Origin of the sequence: Mycobacterium seoulense, from assembly GCF_010731595.1 — a bacterium.
GTDB lineage: Bacteria > Actinomycetota > Actinomycetes > Mycobacteriales > Mycobacteriaceae > Mycobacterium > Mycobacterium seoulense.
Window position 1 is genome coordinate 3,605,874 of the sequence record NZ_AP022582.1, and the last position, 21,398, is coordinate 3,627,271.

Annotated in this window: 22 protein-coding genes and 1 tRNA gene; 13 read left to right on the forward strand and 10 right to left on the reverse strand. The window is 67.8% G+C overall.

Annotation, left to right across the window (positions count from 1 at the left end):
* Positions 1 to 8 precede the first annotated feature (8 nt).
* The 6 genes from G6N37_RS16655 (at position 9) to G6N37_RS16680 (ending at position 5,046) form a co-directional block, all read left to right on the forward strand.
* On the forward strand, positions 9 to 227 hold the full coding sequence (locus tag G6N37_RS16655; protein WP_163682033.1) for a ferredoxin: 219 nt from the start codon (positions 9 to 11) through the stop codon (positions 225 to 227).
* On the forward strand, positions 227 to 766 hold the full coding sequence (locus G6N37_RS16660) for a nuclear transport factor 2 family protein (RefSeq protein WP_163682035.1): 540 nt from the start codon (positions 227 to 229) through the stop codon (positions 764 to 766). The genes G6N37_RS16655 and G6N37_RS16660 overlap by 1 nt, the downstream gene beginning before the upstream one ends.
* Before the next feature lie 142 nt (positions 767 to 908).
* Entirely contained in the window at positions 909 to 2,036 is a 1,128-nt protein-coding gene (locus G6N37_RS16665) for an NDMA-dependent alcohol dehydrogenase (protein WP_163682037.1), read from the forward strand.
* A gap of 27 nt (positions 2,037 to 2,063) precedes the next feature.
* A complete protein-coding gene (locus G6N37_RS16670; protein WP_163682039.1) occupies positions 2,064 to 4,118 on the forward strand; it encodes an oxidoreductase in 2,055 nt (684 codons plus the stop codon).
* A 16-nt stretch (positions 4,119 to 4,134) separates the two neighbouring features.
* The gene (locus G6N37_RS16675; RefSeq protein ID WP_163682041.1) at positions 4,135 to 4,572 is read left to right on the forward strand and encodes a ketosteroid isomerase family protein; all 438 of its coding nucleotides are present in this window, start codon (positions 4,135 to 4,137) and stop codon (positions 4,570 to 4,572) included.
* Positions 4,573 to 4,641: 69 nt separating this feature from the next.
* The gene (locus G6N37_RS16680; RefSeq protein WP_163682043.1) at positions 4,642 to 5,046 is read left to right on the forward strand and encodes an HIT family protein; all 405 of its coding nucleotides are present in this window, start codon (positions 4,642 to 4,644) and stop codon (positions 5,044 to 5,046) included.
* Here the strand turns inward: G6N37_RS16680 and G6N37_RS16685 are convergent.
* A complete protein-coding gene (locus G6N37_RS16685) occupies positions 5,034 to 6,476 on the reverse strand; it encodes a sensor histidine kinase (RefSeq protein ID WP_163682045.1) in 1,443 nt (480 codons plus the stop codon). The genes G6N37_RS16680 and G6N37_RS16685 overlap by 13 nt on opposite strands.
* 41 nt (positions 6,477 to 6,517) lie before the next feature.
* On the reverse strand, positions 6,518 to 7,237 hold the full coding sequence (phoP, locus tag G6N37_RS16690; RefSeq protein WP_163682047.1) for a two-component system response regulator PhoP: 720 nt from the start codon (positions 7,235 to 7,237) through the stop codon (positions 6,518 to 6,520).
* A 156-nt stretch (positions 7,238 to 7,393) separates the two neighbouring features.
* Here phoP and G6N37_RS16695 point away from each other — a divergent pair, with 156 nt between their 5' ends.
* Both G6N37_RS16695 and G6N37_RS16700 read left to right on the forward strand, forming a co-directional pair.
* Positions 7,394 to 8,110 carry a hypothetical protein gene (locus G6N37_RS16695; protein ID WP_163682049.1) on the forward strand — a complete coding sequence of 239 codons (717 nt, stop codon included), beginning with the start codon at positions 7,394 to 7,396 and terminating at the stop codon, positions 8,108 to 8,110.
* A 28-nt stretch (positions 8,111 to 8,138) separates the two neighbouring features.
* Positions 8,139 to 8,210, forward strand: a tRNA-Thr gene (locus tag G6N37_RS16700).
* 34 nt (positions 8,211 to 8,244) lie between these two features.
* Here the strand turns inward: G6N37_RS16700 and G6N37_RS16705 are convergent.
* On the reverse strand, positions 8,245 to 9,018 hold the full coding sequence (locus tag G6N37_RS16705; RefSeq protein ID WP_163682051.1) for a DUF732 domain-containing protein: 774 nt from the start codon (positions 9,016 to 9,018) through the stop codon (positions 8,245 to 8,247).
* A 407-nt stretch (positions 9,019 to 9,425) separates the two neighbouring features.
* Here G6N37_RS16705 and G6N37_RS16710 point away from each other — a divergent pair, with 407 nt between their 5' ends.
* Together G6N37_RS16710 and G6N37_RS16715 are read left to right on the forward strand one after the other, a co-directional pair.
* Positions 9,426 to 9,629, forward strand: coding sequence for a cold-shock protein (locus tag G6N37_RS16710; RefSeq protein ID WP_163685116.1), 204 nt, complete (start codon positions 9,426 to 9,428; stop codon positions 9,627 to 9,629).
* Positions 9,630 to 10,900: 1,271 nt separating this feature from the next.
* Complete coding sequence (locus tag G6N37_RS16715) at positions 10,901 to 11,842, forward strand: lytic transglycosylase domain-containing protein (protein WP_232075055.1); 942 nt, start codon at positions 10,901 to 10,903, stop codon at positions 11,840 to 11,842.
* A 64-nt stretch (positions 11,843 to 11,906) separates the two neighbouring features.
* On the opposite strand, the gene G6N37_RS16720 is transcribed toward G6N37_RS16715, so the two are convergent.
* The 6 genes from G6N37_RS16720 to G6N37_RS16745 all read right to left on the reverse strand — a co-directional run bounded on the left by G6N37_RS16720 (position 11,907) and on the right by G6N37_RS16745 (position 16,377).
* A complete protein-coding gene (locus G6N37_RS16720; RefSeq protein WP_163682053.1) occupies positions 11,907 to 12,686 on the reverse strand; it encodes an enoyl-CoA hydratase in 780 nt (259 codons plus the stop codon).
* A gap of 7 nt (positions 12,687 to 12,693) precedes the next feature.
* Positions 12,694 to 12,933 carry a hypothetical protein gene (locus tag G6N37_RS16725; protein ID WP_163682055.1) on the reverse strand — a complete coding sequence of 80 codons (240 nt, stop codon included), beginning with the start codon at positions 12,931 to 12,933 and terminating at the stop codon, positions 12,694 to 12,696.
* Between the two features lie 108 nt (positions 12,934 to 13,041).
* A complete protein-coding gene (locus G6N37_RS16730) occupies positions 13,042 to 14,034 on the reverse strand; it encodes an MAP_0585 family protein (RefSeq protein WP_163685120.1) in 993 nt (330 codons plus the stop codon).
* A 40-nt stretch (positions 14,035 to 14,074) separates the two neighbouring features.
* Positions 14,075 to 14,539 (reverse strand): lipoprotein LpqH, encoded by a 465-nt coding sequence (locus G6N37_RS16735; RefSeq protein WP_163682057.1) that lies wholly within the window; start codon positions 14,537 to 14,539, stop codon positions 14,075 to 14,077.
* Positions 14,540 to 14,697: 158 nt separating this feature from the next.
* Positions 14,698 to 15,345 carry a chymotrypsin family serine protease gene (locus G6N37_RS16740; protein WP_163682059.1) on the reverse strand — a complete coding sequence of 216 codons (648 nt, stop codon included), beginning with the start codon at positions 15,343 to 15,345 and terminating at the stop codon, positions 14,698 to 14,700.
* A gap of 165 nt (positions 15,346 to 15,510) precedes the next feature.
* On the reverse strand, positions 15,511 to 16,377 hold the full coding sequence (locus tag G6N37_RS16745; RefSeq protein ID WP_174813954.1) for an alpha/beta fold hydrolase: 867 nt from the start codon (positions 16,375 to 16,377) through the stop codon (positions 15,511 to 15,513).
* Positions 16,378 to 16,467: 90 nt separating this feature from the next.
* Between G6N37_RS16745 and G6N37_RS16750 the strand changes: the two genes are divergently transcribed.
* Entirely contained in the window at positions 16,468 to 17,952 is a 1,485-nt protein-coding gene (locus G6N37_RS16750; RefSeq protein ID WP_163682061.1) for an amidase, read from the forward strand.
* 120 nt (positions 17,953 to 18,072) lie between these two features.
* On the opposite strand, the gene G6N37_RS16755 is transcribed toward G6N37_RS16750, so the two are convergent.
* Positions 18,073 to 19,221, reverse strand: a complete 1,149-nt coding sequence (locus G6N37_RS16755) for a TDT family transporter (RefSeq protein ID WP_163682063.1) — start codon at positions 19,219 to 19,221, stop codon at positions 18,073 to 18,075.
* A 63-nt stretch (positions 19,222 to 19,284) separates the two neighbouring features.
* Between G6N37_RS16755 and G6N37_RS16760 the strand changes: the two genes are divergently transcribed.
* Both G6N37_RS16760 and G6N37_RS16765 read left to right on the forward strand, forming a co-directional pair.
* Entirely contained in the window at positions 19,285 to 19,560 is a 276-nt protein-coding gene (locus tag G6N37_RS16760; protein ID WP_163685124.1) for a hypothetical protein, read from the forward strand.
* A gap of 279 nt (positions 19,561 to 19,839) precedes the next feature.
* On the forward strand, positions 19,840 to 21,396 hold the full coding sequence (locus G6N37_RS16765) for an LCP family protein (protein WP_163682065.1): 1,557 nt from the start codon (positions 19,840 to 19,842) through the stop codon (positions 21,394 to 21,396).
* Positions 21,397 to 21,398: the final 2 nt, after the last annotated feature.

Sequence of the window (21,398 nt, forward strand, 5' to 3'; positions counted from 1 at the left end):
TAGGTCCAATGGGCTCAAATGGATTCAGAATCGAAGCGGATCTGGATTTGTGTCAGGGCCACGCCATGTGCGAATTGGAGGCGCCGGACTACTTCCGGGTGCCCAAGCGGGGCAAGGTCGAGATCCTCGACCCCGAACCGCCCGAAGACGCCCGCGACGAAGTCGAACGCGCGGTCGATATGTGCCCAACGCATGCACTGTTCATCAAAGAGAAAGAAGACCGATAATGGCGTCACGCGAGGAACTCGAGGCCTGGGTCGACCGCTGGCTGCAGGCCAACAAGGACTGCGAGAAGGCCGGTGACTGGCGGCCATTGGCGGACTTCTACACCCGGGACGCGACCTACGGCTGGAACATCGGCCCCAAGGAAGACGTGATGTGCGTCGGCGTCGACGAGATCCGTGACATCGCCCTCGGCCTGGAGATGGAGGGCCTGGAGAACTGGGTGTACGAGTACCAGAAGGTGCTCATCGACGAGAAGCAGGGCGAGATCGTCGGCTTCTGGAAGCAGATCGTCAACAAGTCCGACGGCACCCAGGACGAGATCTACGGCATCGGTGGCAGCTGGTTCCGCCTGAACGACGAGAACCTCATCGAGTGGCAACGCGACTTCTTCGACTTCGGTCACGTCGCGAAGATGTTCGCGACGCTGATCGAATCGGGCGACCTCAGCGCCGGCATGCAGAAACGAATCGAGCGCAGCATCGCCGGCGAGAAGCTGCCGGGCTATTACCCGCTTGGCCAGGCACCGGTCCCGATCTGGTGAACGGACCAACCAAGCATTTGATTTGTTGCACGCGCTATGCTGACGCGACGAGGGTGCCTGTGGCGCCCGTCACCAAGTTGTCCGGCATGAAGGGGCCGGGCAGCTCTGATCGATTCAAAGGCGAAATGGGGTCAGGACCATCGTGAAGACAAAAGGCGCACTGATCTGGGAGTTCAACCAGCCCTGGTCCATCGAGGAAATCGAGATCGGCGACCCGCAAGCGCACGAGGTCAAGATCCAGATGGAAGCGGCGGGCATGTGCCACTCCGATCACCACCTCGTGACCGGCGGAATCCCGATGGCCGGCTTCCCCGTGCTCGGCGGGCATGAGGGTGCCGGCATCGTCACCGAGGTCGGTCCGGGCGTGGAGGACATCGCCCCGGGCGACCACGTGGTGCTGTCCTTCATCCCGTCCTGTGGGCAATGCCCGACGTGCCAGTCCGGCCTGCGCAACCTGTGCGACCTGGGGGCCGGCCTGCTCGGCGGCGCGGCCGTCTCCGACGGCACCTTCCGCATCCAGGCCCGCGGCCAGAACGTCTTCCCGATGACCCTGCTGGGCACCTTCTCGCCGTACATGGTGGTGCACCGCAGCTCGGTCGTGAAGATCGACCCGTCGGTCCCGTTCGAGGTGGCCGCCCTGGTCGGCTGCGGCGTCACCACCGGCTACGGCTCGGCGGTCCGCACCGCCGACATCCGGCCGGGTCAAGACGTCGCCATCGTCGGCGTCGGTGGGGTCGGCATGGCCGCGCTGCAGGGCGCCGTCGCCGCCGGCGCACGCTACATCTTCGCGATCGATCCGGTCGAATGGAAGCGGGATCAGGCGCTGAAATTCGGTGCCACTCATGTCTACCCGGACATCAACGCCGCGTTGATGGGCATCATGGAGGTCACCTACGGCCTGATGGCGCACAAGGTCGTGGTCACCGTCGGCGAGCTGCAGGGCGCCGACGTCGACAACTACCTCAACATCACCCAAAAGGGTGGCACCTGCGTGCTGACCGCCATCGGCAGCCTGCTGGACACGAACGTGACGCTGAACCTGGCGATGCTGACCCTGATGCAGAAGAACCTGCAGGGCACCATCTTCGGCGGCGGCAACCCGCAGTACGACATCCCGCAGCTGCTGTCGATGTACAAGGCCGGCAAGCTGAACCTGGACGACATGATCACCCGCCAGTACCGACTCGAGCAGATCAACGACGGCTACCAGGACATGCTGGACGGCAAGAACATTCGCGGTGTCATCCGGTACACGGACGCCGACAGGTAAGAGCCGCCCCAACCGACTGTGTCCCCCGTGACGGGGTTCGGGCACCTGCTGGCGCCGGGACGGATCGGCGCCATGACGGTGCGCAACCGCGTGGTGATGTCTCCGATGGAGACCATGTACGGCACGCCCGACGGGTTGCCGTCGGAGCGCACCCGCGATTACTTCGCCGCCCGCGCCGAGGGCGGCGTGGGCCTGATCACCCTGGGCGCCACCGGGATCGACAATCAACACCCCGAGACTCCCGGTGGGTTGCACCTGGCGACCGACGAGGCCGTCCACGCGCACCGGGCGCTCGTGGAAGTGGTGCACGAGCACGGCGCCAAGATCCAGCCCCAGCTGGTGCACGCCGGGCCCGACGGGCTGGGGCCCGAGATCTTCGGTGTCACATCGGTGGGGCCCTCGGTGATTCCGTCCTACCTCACCGGGCGGCCGTCGGTCGAGATCAGCAAGCAGCAGCTGTGCGCAGTGTTGGATCTGTTCAAGGCCGCGGCGCGCCGTGCCGTCGAGGCCGGGTACGACGGCATCGAGTTGCACGCAGCGCACGGCTACATGCTGCTGGGCTCGTTCCTTGCCCCACAACGCAATCGGCGTACCGACGAGTATCGCGGCGATTCGGCGCGTGGGCGGGCGCGGGTGGTGATGGACGCGCTCGCCGCGATCCGCTCCGAGATCGGTGACACCGTGCCGATCACGCTGCGCATCTCCGGCTACGAACGGGTCGCCGGCGGGCGGCCCATCTTCGAGACCGCACAGCTGGCCCCGGAATTCGTCGCCGCGGGCGTCAACGCGTTCCATGTCAGCGGCGGCGTGATCGACCGGCTGGTGACCGGCATGGTCAACGGCGCCGACGACGGCGACGAGCTCAACGTCGGGGCCGCGGCGGCTGTCAAGCAGGTGGTCGACGTGCCGGTGATCGCCGTCGGCCGCATCCACGACCCGGTGCGGGCCGAACGGATCCTGGCCGACGGGCGCGCCGACTTCGTCGCGATGGGACGCCCCCTGCTGGCCGATCCCGAGCTGCCCCGCAAACTCCGCGACGGGCGGGCGCACCGGATTCGCAAGTGCATCTCCTGCGAGAACTGCATCGACGCAATGGAACAGCGTTTCTCCGTCGACTGCGCCGTCAATCCACGCACCGGCAAAGAACGCCAGTTGTCGCCGGTCCCGGTCGGACGCCCCAAGCGCGTGGTGGTCATCGGTGGCGGGCCGGCCGGGCTGGAGGCCGCCCGGGTCGCCGCCGAGCGGGGCCACCGCGTCAGCCTTTTCGAGCGGAGCTCCGCGCTGGGCGGCGCGCTGCGCTGGGCGTCGGTTCTGCATCCGGAGAACCAGCCGTTCCTGCGCTACCTGCGCGACGAAATGAAACTCAGCAGCGCGAAGGTCGCGCTCGGCCAGAATGTTTCGGCTCAGGACATCGTCGACGCCGCCCCGGACGCGGTCATCGTGGCCACCGGCGGCCGCGTGGCCGTGCCGGCGATCCCCGGTTCCGACCTACCGCACGTCCACACCGGGCCCGGGTTGCGCGAATTGCTCGGCGGGCAAGCAGGATCCGGCGCCCCGGCCTGGCAGCGGCTGGGTGCCGTCGCCCTGGGCGGGTGGCGGCAGCGGCTGGTGCGTCCCACCGCGGTCCGGCTGGCCAGTCGCGCCTGGATGCCGCTCGGGCGCCGGTGCGCCATCGTGGGCGGCGACCTGGTCGCCCTGGAACTGGCCGAGTTCCTGGCGAGCCGGGGCCGCCTGGTGTCGATACTCGAGTCCGGCAAGAACATCGCCCCCGAAGTGGGCAACAAACGCAGGACCGAGCATATGGATCGACTCGACCGGCTGGGCGTCACCGTGCACGTCCGCGCAACCGTGGAGCGGATCACCACCGAAGCGGTGATGTTCACCCCCGCCGGTGGCACCACCCGACAGCTGCAGGCCGACACCGCCGTGCTGGCCGGGACGGTCGAACCCGATACGACGTTGTTCGATGCGCTGGTCGCCGCCCTGCCCGGCGCCGAGGTGTACGCCGCGGGCGACTGCACCGGGCTGGGGCTGATCCGCAAGGCCACCGAGGAAGGCGCGCGCGCCGCGTGCGCAATCTAGTGACAGGAGAACCGAAATGACCAAGGCCGAAGAATCGCAAGCATCCCAGGCCACACCGGCGCTGGCCGCCTCCCAAGCCTCGTGGCGGTGCGTGCAAGCGCACGACCGGGAGGGCTGGCTGGCCCTGATGGCCGACGACGTCGTCATCGAGGACCCGATCGGCAAATCGGTGACCAACCCGGATGGCACCGGGGTCCGCGGCAAAGAAGCCGTCGGGGCGTTCTTCGACACCAACATCGCGACCAATCAGCTCTCCATCACGTGCGAAGAGACATTCCCGTCGAGTTCGCCCCACGAGGTCGCCCACATCTTGGTGCTCAACAGCAAGTTCGAGGGCGGCTTCACGAGCTCGGTGCGCGGTGTGTTCACCTACGCGGTTAACGACTCCGGACTCATCACCAACATGCGCGGGTACTGGAACCTCGACGTCATGCAGTTCGGCAAGGAGGAGTGAGGAGGCCGCGCGCCTGTCGCAAGCGGGCGCGCCCCCGGCCGAGAACTTCGACGCCCCTATGCTGGGGCCATGGCGTCGATCTTCACCAAGATCATCAACCGTGAACTTCCCGGCCGCTTCGTCTACGAGGACGACGACGTCGTCGCGTTCTTGACGATCGAGCCCATGACCCAAGGACACACGCTCGTCGTGCCCCGGGCGGAAATCGATCAATGGCAGGACGTCGACGGCGCGACGTTCGCCCGGATCATGGCCGTGAGTCAGCTCATCGGCAAGGCCGTGTGCAAGGCCTTCAAGACCGAGCGGGCGGGGTTGATCATCGCCGGGCTGGAGGTTCCCCATTTGCACGTGCACGTGTTCCCCACCCGCCGCCTGAGCGACTTCGGCTTCGCCAACGTCGACCGAAACCCGTCACCGGAATCCCTGGACGAGGCGCAGGCCAAGATCAAGGCGGCACTGGCTCAGTTGGCGTGAACCGGCTCCTGCGCCGGCACCTCGCTGACGCGGGGCAGCGTCACGCGGAAACAGCAGCCCTCGCCGGGCGCGGTCGTCACCGTGACGGCGCCGCCGTGCGCGCGCACCAGCGAGTCGACGATCGATAGCCCCAACCCGGTACCTCCGCTGGTGCGCGCCCGCGACGAGTCGGTGCGATAGAACCGCTCGAACACCCGCGACGCGTCCTGCTCGGTCATGCCCGGGCCCTCGTCCGCGACTTCGAGCACCGCGTCGTCGCCGCAGGTGCCGACCCGGACCGTGACGTCGGCGTTCTCCGGGGTGTGCTGCAAGGCGTTGGCGACGAGGTTGCTCAGCACCTGCCGGATCCGCGGTTCGTCGCCGAGCACCTCCGGGGTGCCGGGACCGTCCAGGACTTCCATGGCGATCTTGCGTTTGGGATCCATCGCCTGCGCGTCGTGTACGGCGTCGCTGGCCAGCGCCAGCAGGTCGACCCGGTTGTGTTCGAGCGGTCGTTGCACGTCGAGGCGGGCCAACAGCAGCAAGTCGTCGACCAGGAACCCCATCCGGCTGGCTTCGCTTTCGATGCGCGACAACAGCATGGCGACGTCGCGCGCGGCACCCTGGCGATACAACTCCGCGAAGCCCCGGATGGTCGTCAGCGGGGTGCGCAGCTCGTGGCTGGCGTCGGTGATGAACCGCCGCATCCGCTCCTCGGAACCGCGGGCCTTCTCGGCCGACGACTCCGAGGAGGCGAGCGCTTGCTGGATCTGCGCGAGCATTCCGTTGAGGGCGAGGGAAAGCCGACCCACCTCGGTGCGCGGATCCCGTTCCGGCACACGGCGATCCAGCTGGCCGGCGGCGATCGCCGCGGCGGTTTGTTCGACCTCCGAGAGCGGCCGCAGGCTGCGCTGTACCACCGCGAAGCCGGCGATGCCGACCACCACCAGCACCGCCACCCCGATGCCGATCTGCAACCAGACCAGCGAGCTGACCGTGTGTTGGACGTCGGACAGGTCGATCGCGACGGTGGTCAGGCCGTGCGGCCCGCGCACCGACACCGCGCGCCACAGGATGCCGGATCCGTTGACCGACGGCAGCGTCGTCGGATTGGGCCCCACGTCGTTGTTGGGCGGCAGTGCCGGCTCGGAGTTGCGGTCGTTGATGGCGGTGAACGCGGTGCCGTCGGACCCGATGCCGCGCACGTAGAACTTCGACGGCGGCCGGGCCGGGTCGGGGCCCTCGTAGGGCGGCGGCGATTGCCGCCGCGGGGCCTGCGCCCAGCCGCGCGACGCGTCGAGCAGCGTCTGGTCGATCCGGCTGACCAGGCTGTGCCGCAGGATCGACGTGACGGCGATGCCCGAGGCCGCGAGGCCGCACGCCACCAGCACCAGGGTGGCGGCGACCAGCCCCACCCGGAGCGGCAATCCACGTCGATGCTGTTTGGTCATGGGGGGTGAATCTTCGCTACCGCCGGTGACCGAGCGCGGCTTCAGCGCGGTTCCCGCAACACATAACCCACCCCGCGCAAGGTGTGCAGGAGGCGCTTCTCGCCGGTGTCGATCTTGCGGCGCAAATACGACACGTAGGACTCGACGACATTGACGTCACCTCCGAAGTCGTACCGCCACACGTGATCGAGGATCTTGGGCTTGCTCAACACCGTGCCCGCATTGATCACAAAGTAACGCAGCAGTGTGAATTCGGTCGGCGACAGGGAGACCGGCTCGCCGGCCTTCCACACCTCGTGGGTCTCCTCGTCGAGTTCGATGTCGGCGAACGTCAGCCGGGCGCTGCGGGGCTCCGCTCCGCCTTTGCCGGCGCGCCGGAGGATGACCCGCAACCGGGCAACCACCTCTTCGAGGCTGAACGGCTTGGTCACGTAGTCGTCGCCGCCGAGGGTCAGGCCGGCGATCTTGTCCTGCAACGAGTCTCGAGCGGTCAGGAACAACGCCGGGGCGTCGATGCCGTCGGCGCGCAGGCGCCGCAGCACGCCGAACCCGTCCATGCCGGGCATCATCACGTCCAGGATCACCGCGTCGGGACGGGCCTCGCGCGCCCGGTCCAGGGCTTGCGCTCCGTTGGTCGCGGTGTACACCTCGAACCCCTGGAACTTCAGGCTCACCGAAAGCAGCTCGACGATGTTGGCCTCGTCGTCGACCACGAGGACGCGAGCCTCCGATTTCGCTTCAGTTGGGATTGCCGCGGTCATCAGGTTCCTCTGCCCTTAGTTGTACGTTACCTATGTGAAGATTGTGTGGTTGCTGAAAGCTCAGTGCCAACACTCTGATAGTAGTCTGCCAGGAATCCGCTCATCGCCTTGGACCTGCAGGTCATAGCGCGGTCGCGTCGCGAATAAACTCGTGGGATGAACCTCGCCGCACGGATCGTCTCGGCCGCGACCGCCCCGGCCCGGGTCGGGCTCGCCGCCGCGGATGCCGGCCTGACCGTCGCCAGCGCGGCGGTGGGTGTGGCGAAGCGGGCCCTGGGTGACGGTGGTACGGCCGGGACGACGGCCATGACGTCCATGCTGGGAATCGACGACGCGCTCGTTCGGGCCAACCGGCTTGCCCGGCTGCTGGACGAGGACGCGCCACTCGGGCGGGCGGTGGCGCCGGACGGGCCGATCGACCGGCTGCTGCGCCCGGGCGGGGTGGTCGACATGTTGACCTCGGACGGCGGTCTGCTGGACCGCTTGACCGCGGAGGGCGGGGGTCTGCACCGCACGCTGCAGCCCGGCGGCCTGGCCGATCAGCTTGTCTCCGAGGACGGGTTGATCGAGCGCCTGCTGGCCGAGGACGGGCTGGCCGACCGGCTGCTGGCCGACGGCGGCCTGGTCGACAAGCTCACGGCCAAGAACGGGCCGCTGGACCAGCTCGCCGACGTCGCCGACACCCTGGCGCGGCTCACGCCCGGGATGGAAGCGCTGGAGCCCGCCATCGGCACGCTGCAGGACGCCGTCGTCGCGCTCACCATGGTGGTCAACCCGCTCAGCAACATCGCCGACCGCATCCCGCTGCCGGGCCGCCGCCGCCCCTCGTCGCGGGCGGTGCGATCAACGCGCGTGATCGAAACGGGCGACTGACCGATTAGGCTTGACCCGGTTTGACCCCGCCTCCTTAGCTCAGTGGTAGAGCACTCGCCTTGTAAGCGAGCGGTCGTCAGTTCAATCCTGACAGGGGGCTCCGCGCGGTTAGCTGTGCGCAGGCGATGAGCCGGTTACGGGTGGCCTGGGATGCCGTCCAGGTCTCCCTGGATGCCTTGCAGGTCCCCCTGGATGCCCTGCAGTTTCCCCTCGATGGCCTGCAGATCGGACAGAGTGCTCTGATAGGCCGGTGACAGCTGGTCCGGGGTGGCCGGCTGAGACTGAGGGCAGTACGCGACGATGGCGCCCGCCGTGACTTGCCCGCTTTGCTCGGCGTCCCATACCGACGATCGCTGCACGAACGCGACCGCGTCCGCGAAGTTGGGTTGGTGCGCGAGGAAGTCGCAGACCGCGTGCCCCTGGGCCATCACGTATTCCTGGCTGGGAACCGGTACCCCTTCGTGCTTCAACGTGGCGATAAGCGCCGCGTCGGCGATGTCGATGCGCGGCGCGGGTACTGCCGGCGCAATTCGATGGGGCGGCGGCGGGGCCGACGGTGCGGCCTCCGCCGGCTGCGCCGGTGAATCCCGGTGGTGGACCGCAAACATCACCATCACCGCGGCGATGACGGCCACCAGAGACAGCGGCAACGCCGCGAGAAGGGCCAGGCGCCGCGGCACGCCCTTGCGACGGCGACGCGCGTAGCCGATCCTGTGGGTGTCGGCGACAACTTCGGTTTGGCTCGTATGCCCCGCCGGGGCGGGAGGCACCCCCGCGCTGTGGGCGAGGAGTTCGTCGAGCAGTTCGTCGACCTCTCGAGACGATGGCCGGCCGCCATGCTCCCGGGCCGATCGGCGATCCAGAGCGATGCGCCGCAATTCTGAATCGATCGTCTCGCGGTCGCGCATATCAACCAGTTTGAGCGCGTCCAGGCGTTGTGACAAGCCCCGTCAACAGCGGGGACTCCCGGCCGACACCGCGCACCGGACCGGCGCGTTGCCCCTGGCCGCGCAGGGTTCTGACACTGCTGCCGGCCGTCCGGAACGCACATGGACGTCGCGTGATCCAGCGCGTTGCGAAGCGGTCGTCAGTCAACGCTCACAGCGGCTCCGCCGCCGAACGCCGACGCCTCGGATCCATCGAATGTTGCCGTCCGACAAGGGCATTGGAGACTTCCGAACCGATGGATCGCCATCAGGCGATGGCTGCGTGAAAAGTATTCTGGTGCAGTCGATTAGCGTTTCAAGGCACCGCACGTGCTACGCTGACCGGGGATGCCCTTCGGCATCCGTTCAAAATGAGAGAAGTTGAAGGTATGACACAGGGAACTGTGAAATGGTTTAACAGCGAAAAAGGCTTCGGTTTTATCGCTCCGGACGGCGGCGCAGCAGATGTGTTCGTCCACTACTCGGAAATCCAGGGTAACGGCTACAAGTCGCTCGAGGAGAACCAACGAGTTGAGTTCAATGTCGAGCAGGGGACCAAGGGTCCGCAGGCAGTCGGAGTGACTGCCGTCTAAATCGAGTTCTACCCTATGTGGGCTGGTGGGAGGCTTCCCGCCAGCCCACAGCACTTTGAGGGGCTCCCGGCATACTTCTGCTGTGAACAGCTCGCGCCGGCAGCGCCGCGCAGCGAATCAGGAGGCGCGGTTTTCTGGGGCTTGTCACCGCCAGTCGCCCGGCGCGACGCGTTCGCCGAAGCCGGCGTGTAGATTGGTGGGAGCAGTTCACAGTATTGCTGCCCCTAACCACTTTCTTGTGCAGATCAGCGCATCTAGGAATCGATCGACTTCGCTCCAGGCACCCACGTTTGGGCCGAAGCAAACCAACTTGAGGATCCCGCTTCATGACATCATCCGACTTGTTCTCGCATCGCGCCGAGCCCGAGGTCGTCTCACCCGCCGCTTGCAATGGGGAACCGGTGCAACTTCCGACTTTCTCTGACCGGCCCAAGAGCGATTCCGCCGCGGCGAAGCGCTCGTAGCCGGGACGCGACGCCGCGCGCGACGCGTCGGCCTCGCGGGGAAATCCCTGTCGCCTACTCCGTCGGTGGCGGAAGTGGGCCGGGCGGCGGCCCGTCCGGCGGGGGCGGCGGCCCATCCGGCGGGGGCGGCGGTGCATCCGGCGGCGGCGGAGGGGCCGGCGATCGGTGCGTGCAGTCGGGCACGAAGATCAATACGCCCCCAACCATCGTCCAGCCAATGGCACACCCGGGCGGCAACAAAGGACGGGTCTGCGGTCCCGCGATCAGCGCCGCCACCATTGCGGCGGCAATCGCCGCAGGCGCAAGGCGGCCCGGTAATTTCGCGGCTGCCGGGCCCGGAGTTCGGCGGATACTGGCTCGTTTCGCCGATGATTCAGCCGTGGCGTCAGGCATATACTTTTCCGCTCTGCTGGGACGCTGATCCCCCAGTCTGAGATGGACCGCGGTTGGCCGCAACTCGAAGGCATCCGCAGCTCGACGTGCGACCGGCATTCGCGCCACCCGGCCTTCCAACCGGGTCGACCGGGAACCGGCACAGAACTCTGCCCCGCGGCCAAATGTCAAACGGCTTATCGGTTTTCGGTGAATGCCGAACCTGTCCGGCTCGTCGAAGTCACGTTCAGCGCGGTCGCGGTCGACGCAGACCTATCCTGCGAGCGACCGCTGACCATCGACACGCCCGCTCCCGCCCGCTGGTAGGCGCCCGGTCAGCCGCATTGATGTCAGACGGCTCGATGCGGAAGACTGTCCAACGAATCGACGGAAGTGATCCCAGTGAGCCGTGACCGCGTCGTGAGCATCCGGACAATGCGGCGTACCGCGCCGATGTTGCTCGGCGCGGTCCTGTTCGCCCTCGCCGGCTGCTCGGCGTCGACGGCGAACCCCACCGCGGGGTCGGTTGCTTCGCAAGCATCGACTGCGGTCGCCACCCCGCTCGCGTCGAGAACCGTTGCCGAAGCACCGAATCCACCCCTGGGCGCGCAGCCCCAACTGGCGGCCGATCCGGCGCAGCTGGCCGACGACCTCGTCGCCGACGAGCGGGCGTTGCGGGACCCGTCGACGGCCGAGCCGGCTCTGGTGGCGGCGGCGCATCGCGAGCAGGCCGCATACCGGGCCATCGGGCGACACCCCGAATGGGATTCGATCACCGCGCCGCGCATCCCGCCGGAACTTCTCGACGTCTACGCCCGCAACCTTGATGCCCGTCACCAGCTCCAGGCGATGACACCCGCGAAAGACACGCTGCCCGCGTGGCGGATCGAACCCCCGGTTCCCGCCGACGAGCTGATGGGTGACTACCACGCGGCCGAAGCGGAGACCGGTGTCGGCTGGAACTATCTGGCGGCGATCAACTTCGTCGAGACCCGCTTCGGCAGCATCAACGGCGTGAGTACCGCCGGCGCGCAAGGACCCATGCAGTTCCTGCCGTCGACGTTCGCCGCCTATGGCCAGGGTGGCGATATCAACTCACCCCGCGACAGCATCATGGCGGCGGGCCGCTTCCTCGCGGCCAACGGCTTCGCGAGCGACCCCGATCACGCCATCTACGGCTACAACCATGCGCACCAATACGTCCGGGCGGTCGACCAATATGCCGCGCTGATCGCCGCCGATCCGGCGGCGTTCCCCACCTACTACCGATGGGACGTCTACTACGTCACCACCGCCGGTGACGTGTTGCTCCCTGTCGGTTACGCGGCGCCGGCCCCGCTCCCCGTCGCGGACTACCTCGCCACCCACCCGCAGTAAGGCCCACGCGCAGCAGAAACTTAAGTGCGGCCGGGGGTTTCGTGTGCACCGTGTTCGGCCGCCGCTACGCTCGGTCCTTCTTGCGCGCGAGGAACGCTCGCATGTGTTGCTGGGGCTCTCCGGTCAAGAACGCCAGACCGAACTGCTCGATACTGTCCTCGATCGCCCCGTGAACCGTCATGTCGAACCACTTGTTGAGCAGGCGTTTTTGCTGCCGGACCGCGTGCGGGCCGAATCCGGCGAGTTTCGCCGCGAGTTGGGCGATGCGAGAGTCGAGGGCGTCGGCGGCAACCACCTCATGCACCAAACCCCACGTGACGGCCGTGCCCGCGTCAATCGTCTCGCCCGTCAGCAGCAGCCAGGTCGCGTGCGAGGCGCCGATCAGCGCGGGCATCAAGGCCGAATGGATTACCGAGGGTATTCCGACCGCCACTTCCGGCATGCCGAATGTGGCGCCGGATTCGGCGATCCGCAGATCGCAGCACATCGCGACCTCGAGCCCGCCGCCGAGGCAGTACCCGGCCAGCCGGGCGATGACCGGGACGGGACATTCGCGGATCGCCTCACACAGGCTCGCGAGCCGACCGATGAACGCCTCGGCGCTAAAACGGTCCAGAGTGACCATCTCGTTGATATCGGCGCCACCGATGAACGCCGCGTCCCCCGCCCCGCGCAGCACGACCACCCGGACGTCACCATCGTGACCGACGGCGCGGAACGCCTGTGTCAATTCCTCTACGGCGCCCGTGCCGACGATGTTGAGCCGTTTCGAATTGGTCAGTTCGATGGTGAGTACGCCACCGTCGCGACCGACCCGGGCGAACCGCTTCTCCCTCGCGTTCATCCGGCCCTCACAGGTACTTCAGCGCGATGTCTTGGAGGTGGGCGCGCATCTCTTGGCCGGTCGCCTTCTCCAGCTTGATCCCCAGCTCGCCCGCGAGATTGACGAAGCCCATCAACAGCATGATTTCGCCGTCGGGCTCGTTGGTGACGTTTTCGACCAGGCGGCTCCACGCGAATTCATTGCCGCTGTCGGACGTCCAGGCCGTCATGACCTCGATGGCGCGGCGAACGTTCTCTCGCACATCCATTCCCGGAGCCTGCCACGACGACCCGATTGCCGCCCACCAACGGGCACACCGGCCGTAGCGGCTGCGCCCGTTGGCGGCTCGATCCGGCGGCCTGCTCAGGCCCCCGCGTCAGTACAGCGGAACCCAGACCCCCATGTACCAGAAGCCCCAGCCGCCGAACTGCCAGTTGAAGACCGGGATGGCGGTGTAGGAGTCGTACTGGAACGGCCCGAAATCGACCTGCGCGACGGCGACGTCACGCTGCGGCCCAGACCACGGGCGGTTCCATCCACCAGGAGGCGGCGGACCGTCCCAGCCCCCTGGAGGCGGCGCACCCACCCAGTGTGGCGGCGGGTGGCCGGGAGCCGGGCCGTCGTTCCATCCGTGCCCTCGCGGCGGCGGCGGGGGCGGCGCGCCGTGGTCCACGACGCTGAATCCGGCCCGCGCATCCCCGGGCCCGCCCACTTGGGCGTTGCCGCTGACGTAGGTCCCGCGCGGGACGTAGGGCTGGTGCGGGGGTTGGGTGCTCGGCGGGTTGAGTGCCTGCCTGCCCTGCTGCGGAGGCGGCGGGTTGTGTTCGCTCGCCGGCGCGTTGGATTGCCCGCCCGGCGGATTCTGCCCGTGATCGTTCGGCGGGTTGTTCGGCTGGTCGTTGGGGCCGCCCTGCTGCGGGTACTGCCCGTGATCATTGGGCGCCGGCGTGTTCTGCCCGCCCTGCGGTGGGCTGTTCTGGCCACCCTGCGGCGGGCTGTTCTGCCCGCCCTGCGGTGGGTTCTGCCCGCCCTGCGGCGGGCTGTTCTGCCCACCCTGCGGTGGGTTCTGCCCACCCTGCGGCGGGCCGTTCTGCCCACCCTGCGGCGGATTGCTCTGCCCGCCCGGTGCGCCGCCGGGTCCGCTCTGCTGCCCGCCCGGTGCGCCGCCGGGTCCGCTCTGCTGCGGGCCCGGGCCGCCCTGCTGGCCGCCGGCACCACTGGGATTGCCCCCGCCACCGCCGCCTCCGTGGCAGTTCGGGCACGGCGGCGGCGGGTCGAGCGGAGCCGCAAAAGCCGAACCCGCGTTCAACGTGACCGCGGAAATGCTCAGGCCCGCCGCGACCGCCGCCGCGCTGACGATACGTTTCATAGACATAGCTGCGTCCCCTCTTGGGTGTAGGTCGCCTGCACTACGGGCAGGTCACGTTTAACTCGAATGACTTCGTCACCTGCTGCGGTTGCTGAGGGTTGCTCATGTCGAGCCCGGTCGCGGTGCCCTTGATCGCGTAGGTCTTGCCGTTCACCGCGGCTCCGGCGTTGCCGCCTTGGTTGGGAGCGGCGTCGGAAAACCCGAGCGTGATGCCGTTGACGCTGCCGAGTCCGACCGAATGAACGATGGGCGGGTTGGCGTTACTGACCACGGCGCCGACCCCGGCGGTCGGGTCGCCGATGCCGATATTGGTGTTGTCGCCGGCCGGCGTGCACGTCACCTGGCCGCTCACGTTCTGAGCCTGACCGTCGACGAGGACCTGCGGGCCGGCGGCCGACGGTGATGAACCCGATGATCCGGTGTTTGATTTGTTATTCGAACAGCCGGCGCACGCCGCGGCCACTACGGCCACCCCCGCCACGCTGACGACGATCCCACGCTTCACTGCTGCTCTCCTTGGTGTCGCTGGTGTCGCACTACCTATCCCATTGGCCTCGTCAAGGCAGCGAGCCTTCGCCGCCACTGCGGCACGGACGCCCGCAATGCCGCGGGGCCGGATACCCGCTACCGGCTAAGGACAAACCCGTTGTACGGCGCCGCATGTCACGGCAGAACGCGCAAGCCCCACCTGCCCAGCAGCGGGTCGACGAGCACGAAGTCGGTGATGTTGTCATCGCCCTCGGGTGACGACATCAACAAACCCACCGCGCTCACGGTGCCGTCGGCGTTCTTGACGAAACCAGGACTGCCGCTGTCGCCGTTGAGGCTGAACACGCTGGCGGTGACGATGCCGCCTTCTACATGTTTGACGAACCCGCAGGTCTCGCCGGTGACCGCACCAATCTTGCAGAACGGCATGCCCTCCCGAATTTGGTCGGCGTTCAACACATCCCGGACCACGTACCTGCCGCCGACATCACCTACCGGGGCGCCGACGCCCGGATCGAGGTGGATGATCGCCGCGTCCCTCGCATCGCCCTCCTGCTCGCTGGCGCTGATCCTCCCGAGCGGTGTGTCATTCCCGTACGTCCACAATGAACCGTCGTGGGCGTCGCAGTGGCCGCTGGTCATCAGGTAATAGCTGCCGTCATTGCCCTGGGCCGCGAAACCCGCTGTGCACGAACTATTTTCATCCTCGACCTTCATGCCCGGCGTCACGCCCGGGTCCGCCCACACGGGGTTCGCCAGCATCGTCGCGGCGACGACCACAGCACCGACCAGGCCCAACCCTCGCAACCACCGCACGGCCACGCCACCTCTCTTGATGTATCGGGCAGCATGCTAACAGCGCGAGCGGGTTTCGGCCGCGCGGGCGTCAAGAAGGCGTCCGCCGGCCTCGTGCAACCGAATTGACGTGAGCGACAGAATATTTAGCGAAGACACTGCCACACAGCGGCTTTCGACCCGGCGGGATGATCAGTCGCCGACGTGCCGGGCAAGGAAACTCAGCACCGCGTTGGCGAAGATGTCGTTGCGATCACCGGCAACCATGTGCCCCGCACCGCGCACATCGGTGAACTCGACCTGGGGGAAGCGCGCCAGGAATTCGTCGGCGCGCTGCTGGCTGACGAGGTCGCTCATCTGGCCCCGAATCAACAGCATCGGCACGCCCCCGCGCAGGATCGTGTCGACGGCCGCGTGCATCCGGTCGGGGTCGGTGACCTCGAAGGGCGGAAACGCCGCGGTTCCGCTGATGAACTGGGGATCCCAGTGCCAGTACCAGCGGTCGCCGCGGCGGCGCAGATTCGTGGTCAGCCCGTCCAGGTCGGTAGGTCGCGGCCGGTGCGGGTTGTACTCGGCGATCGCGTCAGCGACCTCGTCGAGAGAGGCGAACCCCGATTCCACCCGCTCGGACATGAACGCGTGTATCCGATTCGCCCCGGACTGGTCCATGTTCGGGACGATGTCGACCAACACGACCGCGCTGGCGATGCCCGGCGAAAGCTCACCCGCGAGCAGCATCGAGGTGAACCCGCCCAACGAGGCGCCGACCAGCACCGGCTGCGGGGGCAGCGTGCCGAGCACTTCCTGGACGTCACCGGCGAAGCTGACGACGCGGTAGTCACCCTCGTCGGACCAATCGGATTCGCCGTGGCCCCGCAGATCGACCGTGACGGCTTGCCAGCCGCGCTGGGCGACGGCGGCCGCGGCCTTACCCCACGAGCGGCGCGTCTGCCCGCCACCGTGCAGGAACACCACGGCCCGCGCCCGGGGATCGCCCAGCCGGTCGGCGACGATGCGCACGCCACCGGGCCCCTGAATCGAAAACGGTTCAACTGCGATGGGCACCAGCTGATACTAAGCCGCTTCGGCGCCGACCCGGCGTCAGAGCGCCTCCAATACGATGCAGCGAAGCGTCCCGAGGAGAAACCGATGCAGCTTGACGAATACATGTCCTTGGATGCGACCGGGTTGGCCGAACTGGTCGAACGCAAGCAGGTGACGCCGCCCGAACTTCTCGCATTGGCGCGGCAGCGGGCGGACGCAGTCAATCCGCGGTTGAACGCGATCGTCCGCCACCTCGGCGGTGTGGCGGACAGGCAGGCCGCCGACCCCACCCTGTCCGGACCCTTTGCCGGTGTGCCCTTCGTGATCAAGGACCTTGCGCAGGAGTATCGGGGGTTTCCGACCACGAGCGGTTCCCGGTCGCTGGGCAACGACGTGGCCGACCGGCACGCCCTGGTGACGCAGCGGTTCTTGGACGCGGGACTGGTGATCTTCGCCATGACGAACACCCCCGAATTCGGGGCCAAGGGCGTGACGGAATCGGATTACTGGGGGCCCGCGCGCAACCCGTGGAACACCCAGCACACCCCCGGCGGCTCATCGGGTGGATCCGGGGCGGCGGTTGCGGCCGGGATAGTTCCGGCAGCCGGGGCCAACGACGGCGGCGGGTCGATCCGCATCCCGGCCGCATGCAACGGACTCGTCGGCCTCAAGTTCAGCCGCGGGCTGTCGCCCTACGGCCCGCAGACCGGGGAGCCGATGTTCGGGATGGTGACCCAGGGCGTCGTATCTCGCACCGTGCGCGACAGCGCCGCGCTCTGCGACGCGATCATCGGCCGCGATGCGCACGCTGCGTACGAAGTCGCCTTGCCCCCAGGCGCTTTCGCCGACCACATCCAGCGTCCTCCAGGCACCCTGCGGATCGGGTACACCTGGTCCTCGACGATCAACCCGCATCCCGACCGGGAAGCCGTCGCCGCGGTCGAACGCGCGGTGGCGCTGCTGCGCGATCTGGGACACCGGGTCGAAGAGGTTCCTCCGCCGTACGACGATGCCGCCCTGGCGCGCGACTTTCTCACCATCTGGTTCGCACAGCTCTACCAGCACGTCGCCGACGCCAGACGACGCACCGGCGCCGGCGACCGTGATTTCGAGGCCGACACCTTGGCCGTCAGTGAACTCGCCCGGTCCGCCGGCGTCCTGGCACCGCTCATGGCGTTGGAGAACAGAAACGTTCACATCCGATCGCTGGCGGCGTTCCACGAGACGTTCGATTGCTTGCTGACCCCCAGCCTGGCCACCCCGCCCTTGCGCGTCGGGGCGACGGCCACGCCGCGACCCCTACAACAGGTGGCCCGCATCGCCAGCAAGCTGCGAGCGGGAAAAGTCATGGCGCTCAGCGGGATTCTCGACCAGCTGGTCCAGGAGAGCCTGGGCTGGGTCCCCTACACGCAACTCGCCAACATGACTGGCCGCCCCGCGATCAGCGTGCCTCTGCACTGGACCGCTGCCGGGCTTCCCCTCGGGGTGCAATTCGTGGGACGCCTGGGCGCCGACGGCGACCTGCTCCAGCTGGCAGCCCAACTCGAAGAGGCCGGCCCGTGGGCGCACCGGTATCCGGCACCCGCCTGACCACCCCGACGCGTTCGACTTGTCCTCCGCCGGGTGGTCGCCTCGCCACAGCCTCGCGAACCATTGGGCGACATCGCCGACTCCGCGGAGCGAAACGCGGACGGCCGTGAACGCCGCCGCTCAGGACACCGGTTCCTTACTGGCCCTGATCGGCGTGGTGCTCGGCGGCAGCTTGAGCAGGTTGCCGCGCAGGCTTCCCCGCGCGGTGCGCGCGGCGACCAGCAGCCAGGTGAACAACAGCCCGGCATACGCGACTGCCGCCGCCACCCGGAACGCCGGCAGATGGGTGTGTGCGGCGAGCTGCGAGGTTCCCGTGACGAAGGTTCCGACCGGGAAGGTCAGGCTCCACCACGTCAGTGCGAACGGCATGCCGCGCCGCAGCGTGCGCACGGTGAGTGCGGTGGCCAGCGCGATCCACAACACCGCGAATCCCCACACCGGAACGCCGTACAGGATCGCGAAGGCGGCCATGTCCTCGGCCAATCCGGGGTCGACGGACAGTCCCGCACTCGACCCCAAAAGCCCTGCGGCGGTGATGGATTGGCCGAGCGGGCCCAAGACGATCCACAGCGTCGGCACGCGCGCGGAGCCCGACGTGCCGTACAGGGTCAACCGCGCCCAGATCATCACGATGATGTTCAGGGAAGCCAGCAACGACAGTCCGAACATCGCGTAGCAGCCGAAGAGCATGGTTGCGCGCCCGGTGCCCGCCGGCATGTGCGGCAGCAGCAGCACACCCGTGGCCGCGGACACCATGGGCGGAACCACCGGCATCAGCCAGCCGCCGAAGGCCGCGTCGGGCTCGACGTTGTGCTGGGTGAACATCAAGAACGGAATGCTCACCGCGGTGAACAGACCGCCCAGCGTTCCCCCGGTCCACAGGACCCAATCCAGGTCGACCGCGATGCGCTCGCCGATCAGACCTTTTCCGACCAGCACCGCACCCCCGCCGACCGTCATCAACGCCATCGGCGCGGCGCCGTAGAAGTGCGCCATCTGCGGATTGCGCGCGTGCGTGCGCGCCGCCGTGGGGTGGCGCATCCAGTGCCCCCCGACCAGCACGATCAGCACCACGAGCAGGACGGCGGCGATCACCCAGACCACCTGAGCGAATGCACGTAGCCCCACCACGTGCACGGGCAGGGTGGCGCCGGCGATGGCCACGATGCCCGTGCCCATCACCGAGGCGAACCAGTTGGGCCCGATGTTGCCCAGAACCTCGACCCGGGTCTGCGGCGACGGTGCGCCGTCCGGGTTTGCAGTGGCCATAGCTGCAAAACCCTACTGCGCCGCGCCGAACCGGGCGGGCATGACGCTTACACTCCAACGGTGATGCATCCGCCGACACCGACGACGCGGCGGGCATTCGGCAGGGTTCCGCTGATGATCGGGATCGTGGTCGTGATGGCGCTGGCCGTAATCGCCATGCCCATCAAGCAACGCTGCGGGGCGCCGGGCTTGTCGTGCGCGACGGCCGTGGACCGCCAGGGCAACGTCCACTACTACTACGAGATCGAGCCGCTCGGTGTCTACCTCGCCGAGGCCATCACCGGCTCGAACATCACCGTTTTCTACGAGTCCGGCGAGGACCTCGTCAGGGCCCGATAGCCCGCGATTTCGGCTCGATAACAAGTTCGAGTCGGTCACCCCGCCGGTGTGACGTTGGCGAAACCCCCATGTGACGCCGAAGCCAGAACGCGCTGGTCAGGCGCATATTGCTGCGGCAGACATGGCCGGGGGCGGCCCGTCGGGCCGGGCTCGGGACGCGTTCTCGATTGGGGGCTTCACAGCAAGCTAACGCATACTTGACACCATGCTCGAAGCGACATCGCCGCAAACCGCAGCCGCGGTGCCCGGTGATGCGCTGGGTACGGGCCGAGCGTTGTGATGGCCCGCTCGGGCGGCGCGCACCACCGCCATCGAGCCGTTCGTCAACCCTCACGATTCCGCAAAGGGTTGACGCGCACCCTGGGCGCGCTGGTCTCCGTGGCGGCAGTCGGGCTGACCGGAGCGGGGTATTACGTGGCCCATGGCGCGCTCGGCGGCATCACCGTCTCGAACGCCCTGCTGCCCGACGACCCGCGATCCAGCGGCGACAACATGAACATCCTGCTGATCGGGCTGGACTCCCGCAAAGACCAGGATGGCAACGACCTGCCGTCGTCCATCCTCAAGCACCTGCACGCGGGCGATTCCGACGACGGCGGCTACAACACCAACACCCTGATCCTGGTGCACGTCGGGGCGGACGACAAAGTCGTCGCCTTCTCGATCCCGCGCGACGATTGGGTGGCCTTCAACGGGGTGCCGGGCTACAACCACATCAAGATCAAGGAAGCGTACGGCCTGACCAAGCAGTACGTCGCCAACAAGCTCGCCAATCAGGGCGCCAGCAGTCAGAAGGAACTCGAGACCAAGGGCCGGGAGGCGGGCCGCGCGGCGACGCTGCGCGCGGTGCGCAGCTTGACCGGCGTTCCGATCGACTATTTCGCGGAGGTCAATCTGGCCGGGTTCTACGACCTGGCCCAGACCCTGGGCGGGGTGGAGGTCTGCCTCAACCATCCCGTCTACGACTCCTATTCCGGTGCCGACTTCCCGGCCGGGCGGCAAACCCTGGATGCCTCCCAGGCCTTGTCTTTCGTCCGGCAGCGCCACGGCCTGGAAAACGGGGACCTCGACCGCACCCACCGGCAGCAGGCGTTCATTTCCTCGGTCATGCAGGAGCTGCAGGCCGCGGGCACCTTCACCAACCTCGACAAGCTCAAGAGCCTGATGGCCGTGGCACGCAAGGATGTGGTGCTGTCGGCCGGCTGGGACGAGGAGATGATCCAGCGGCTGGGTTCGCTGGCCTCCGGCGGCCATGTCGAGTTCCGGACGCTGCCGGTGGTGCGCTACGACAACATCGACGGCCAGGACGTCAACATCATCGACCCGGCGGCGATCAAGGCCGAGGTGGCCGCCGCGATCGGCGCCTCGCCCACGACCACGACGCCCGCCACCACGGCCGCCAAACCGAGTCCGTCGACCGTCGTCGATGTGGTCAATGCCGGCAGCATGAGCGGACTCGCGACCGAGGTGTCCCGCGCCCTGCAGAACCACGGCTACACGACGGGTCAGACCCGCGACCGCAAATCGGGAGAACCGACGGCGAGCACGGTCGCATACGGCGCCGGCGCGGAGACCGACGCGGCTAACGTGGCCAAACTGCTCGGCCTCGATGCGCCCAGTCAGCCCGATCCCAGCGTGCAGCCCGGTCACATCAGGGTGACCGTGGATACCAATTTCTCGGTGTCGATGGTTGACGACGGCACGACGGACGAAGCGGCGACCACCACAACGTCCAGCAAGGCCAAGACGTACTACTACAACGGCACCACCACGACCTATCCGACGCCCGACCAGGGGAAGCCGATCGACGGCGGCGGGGTCCCTTGCGTTAACTAGCC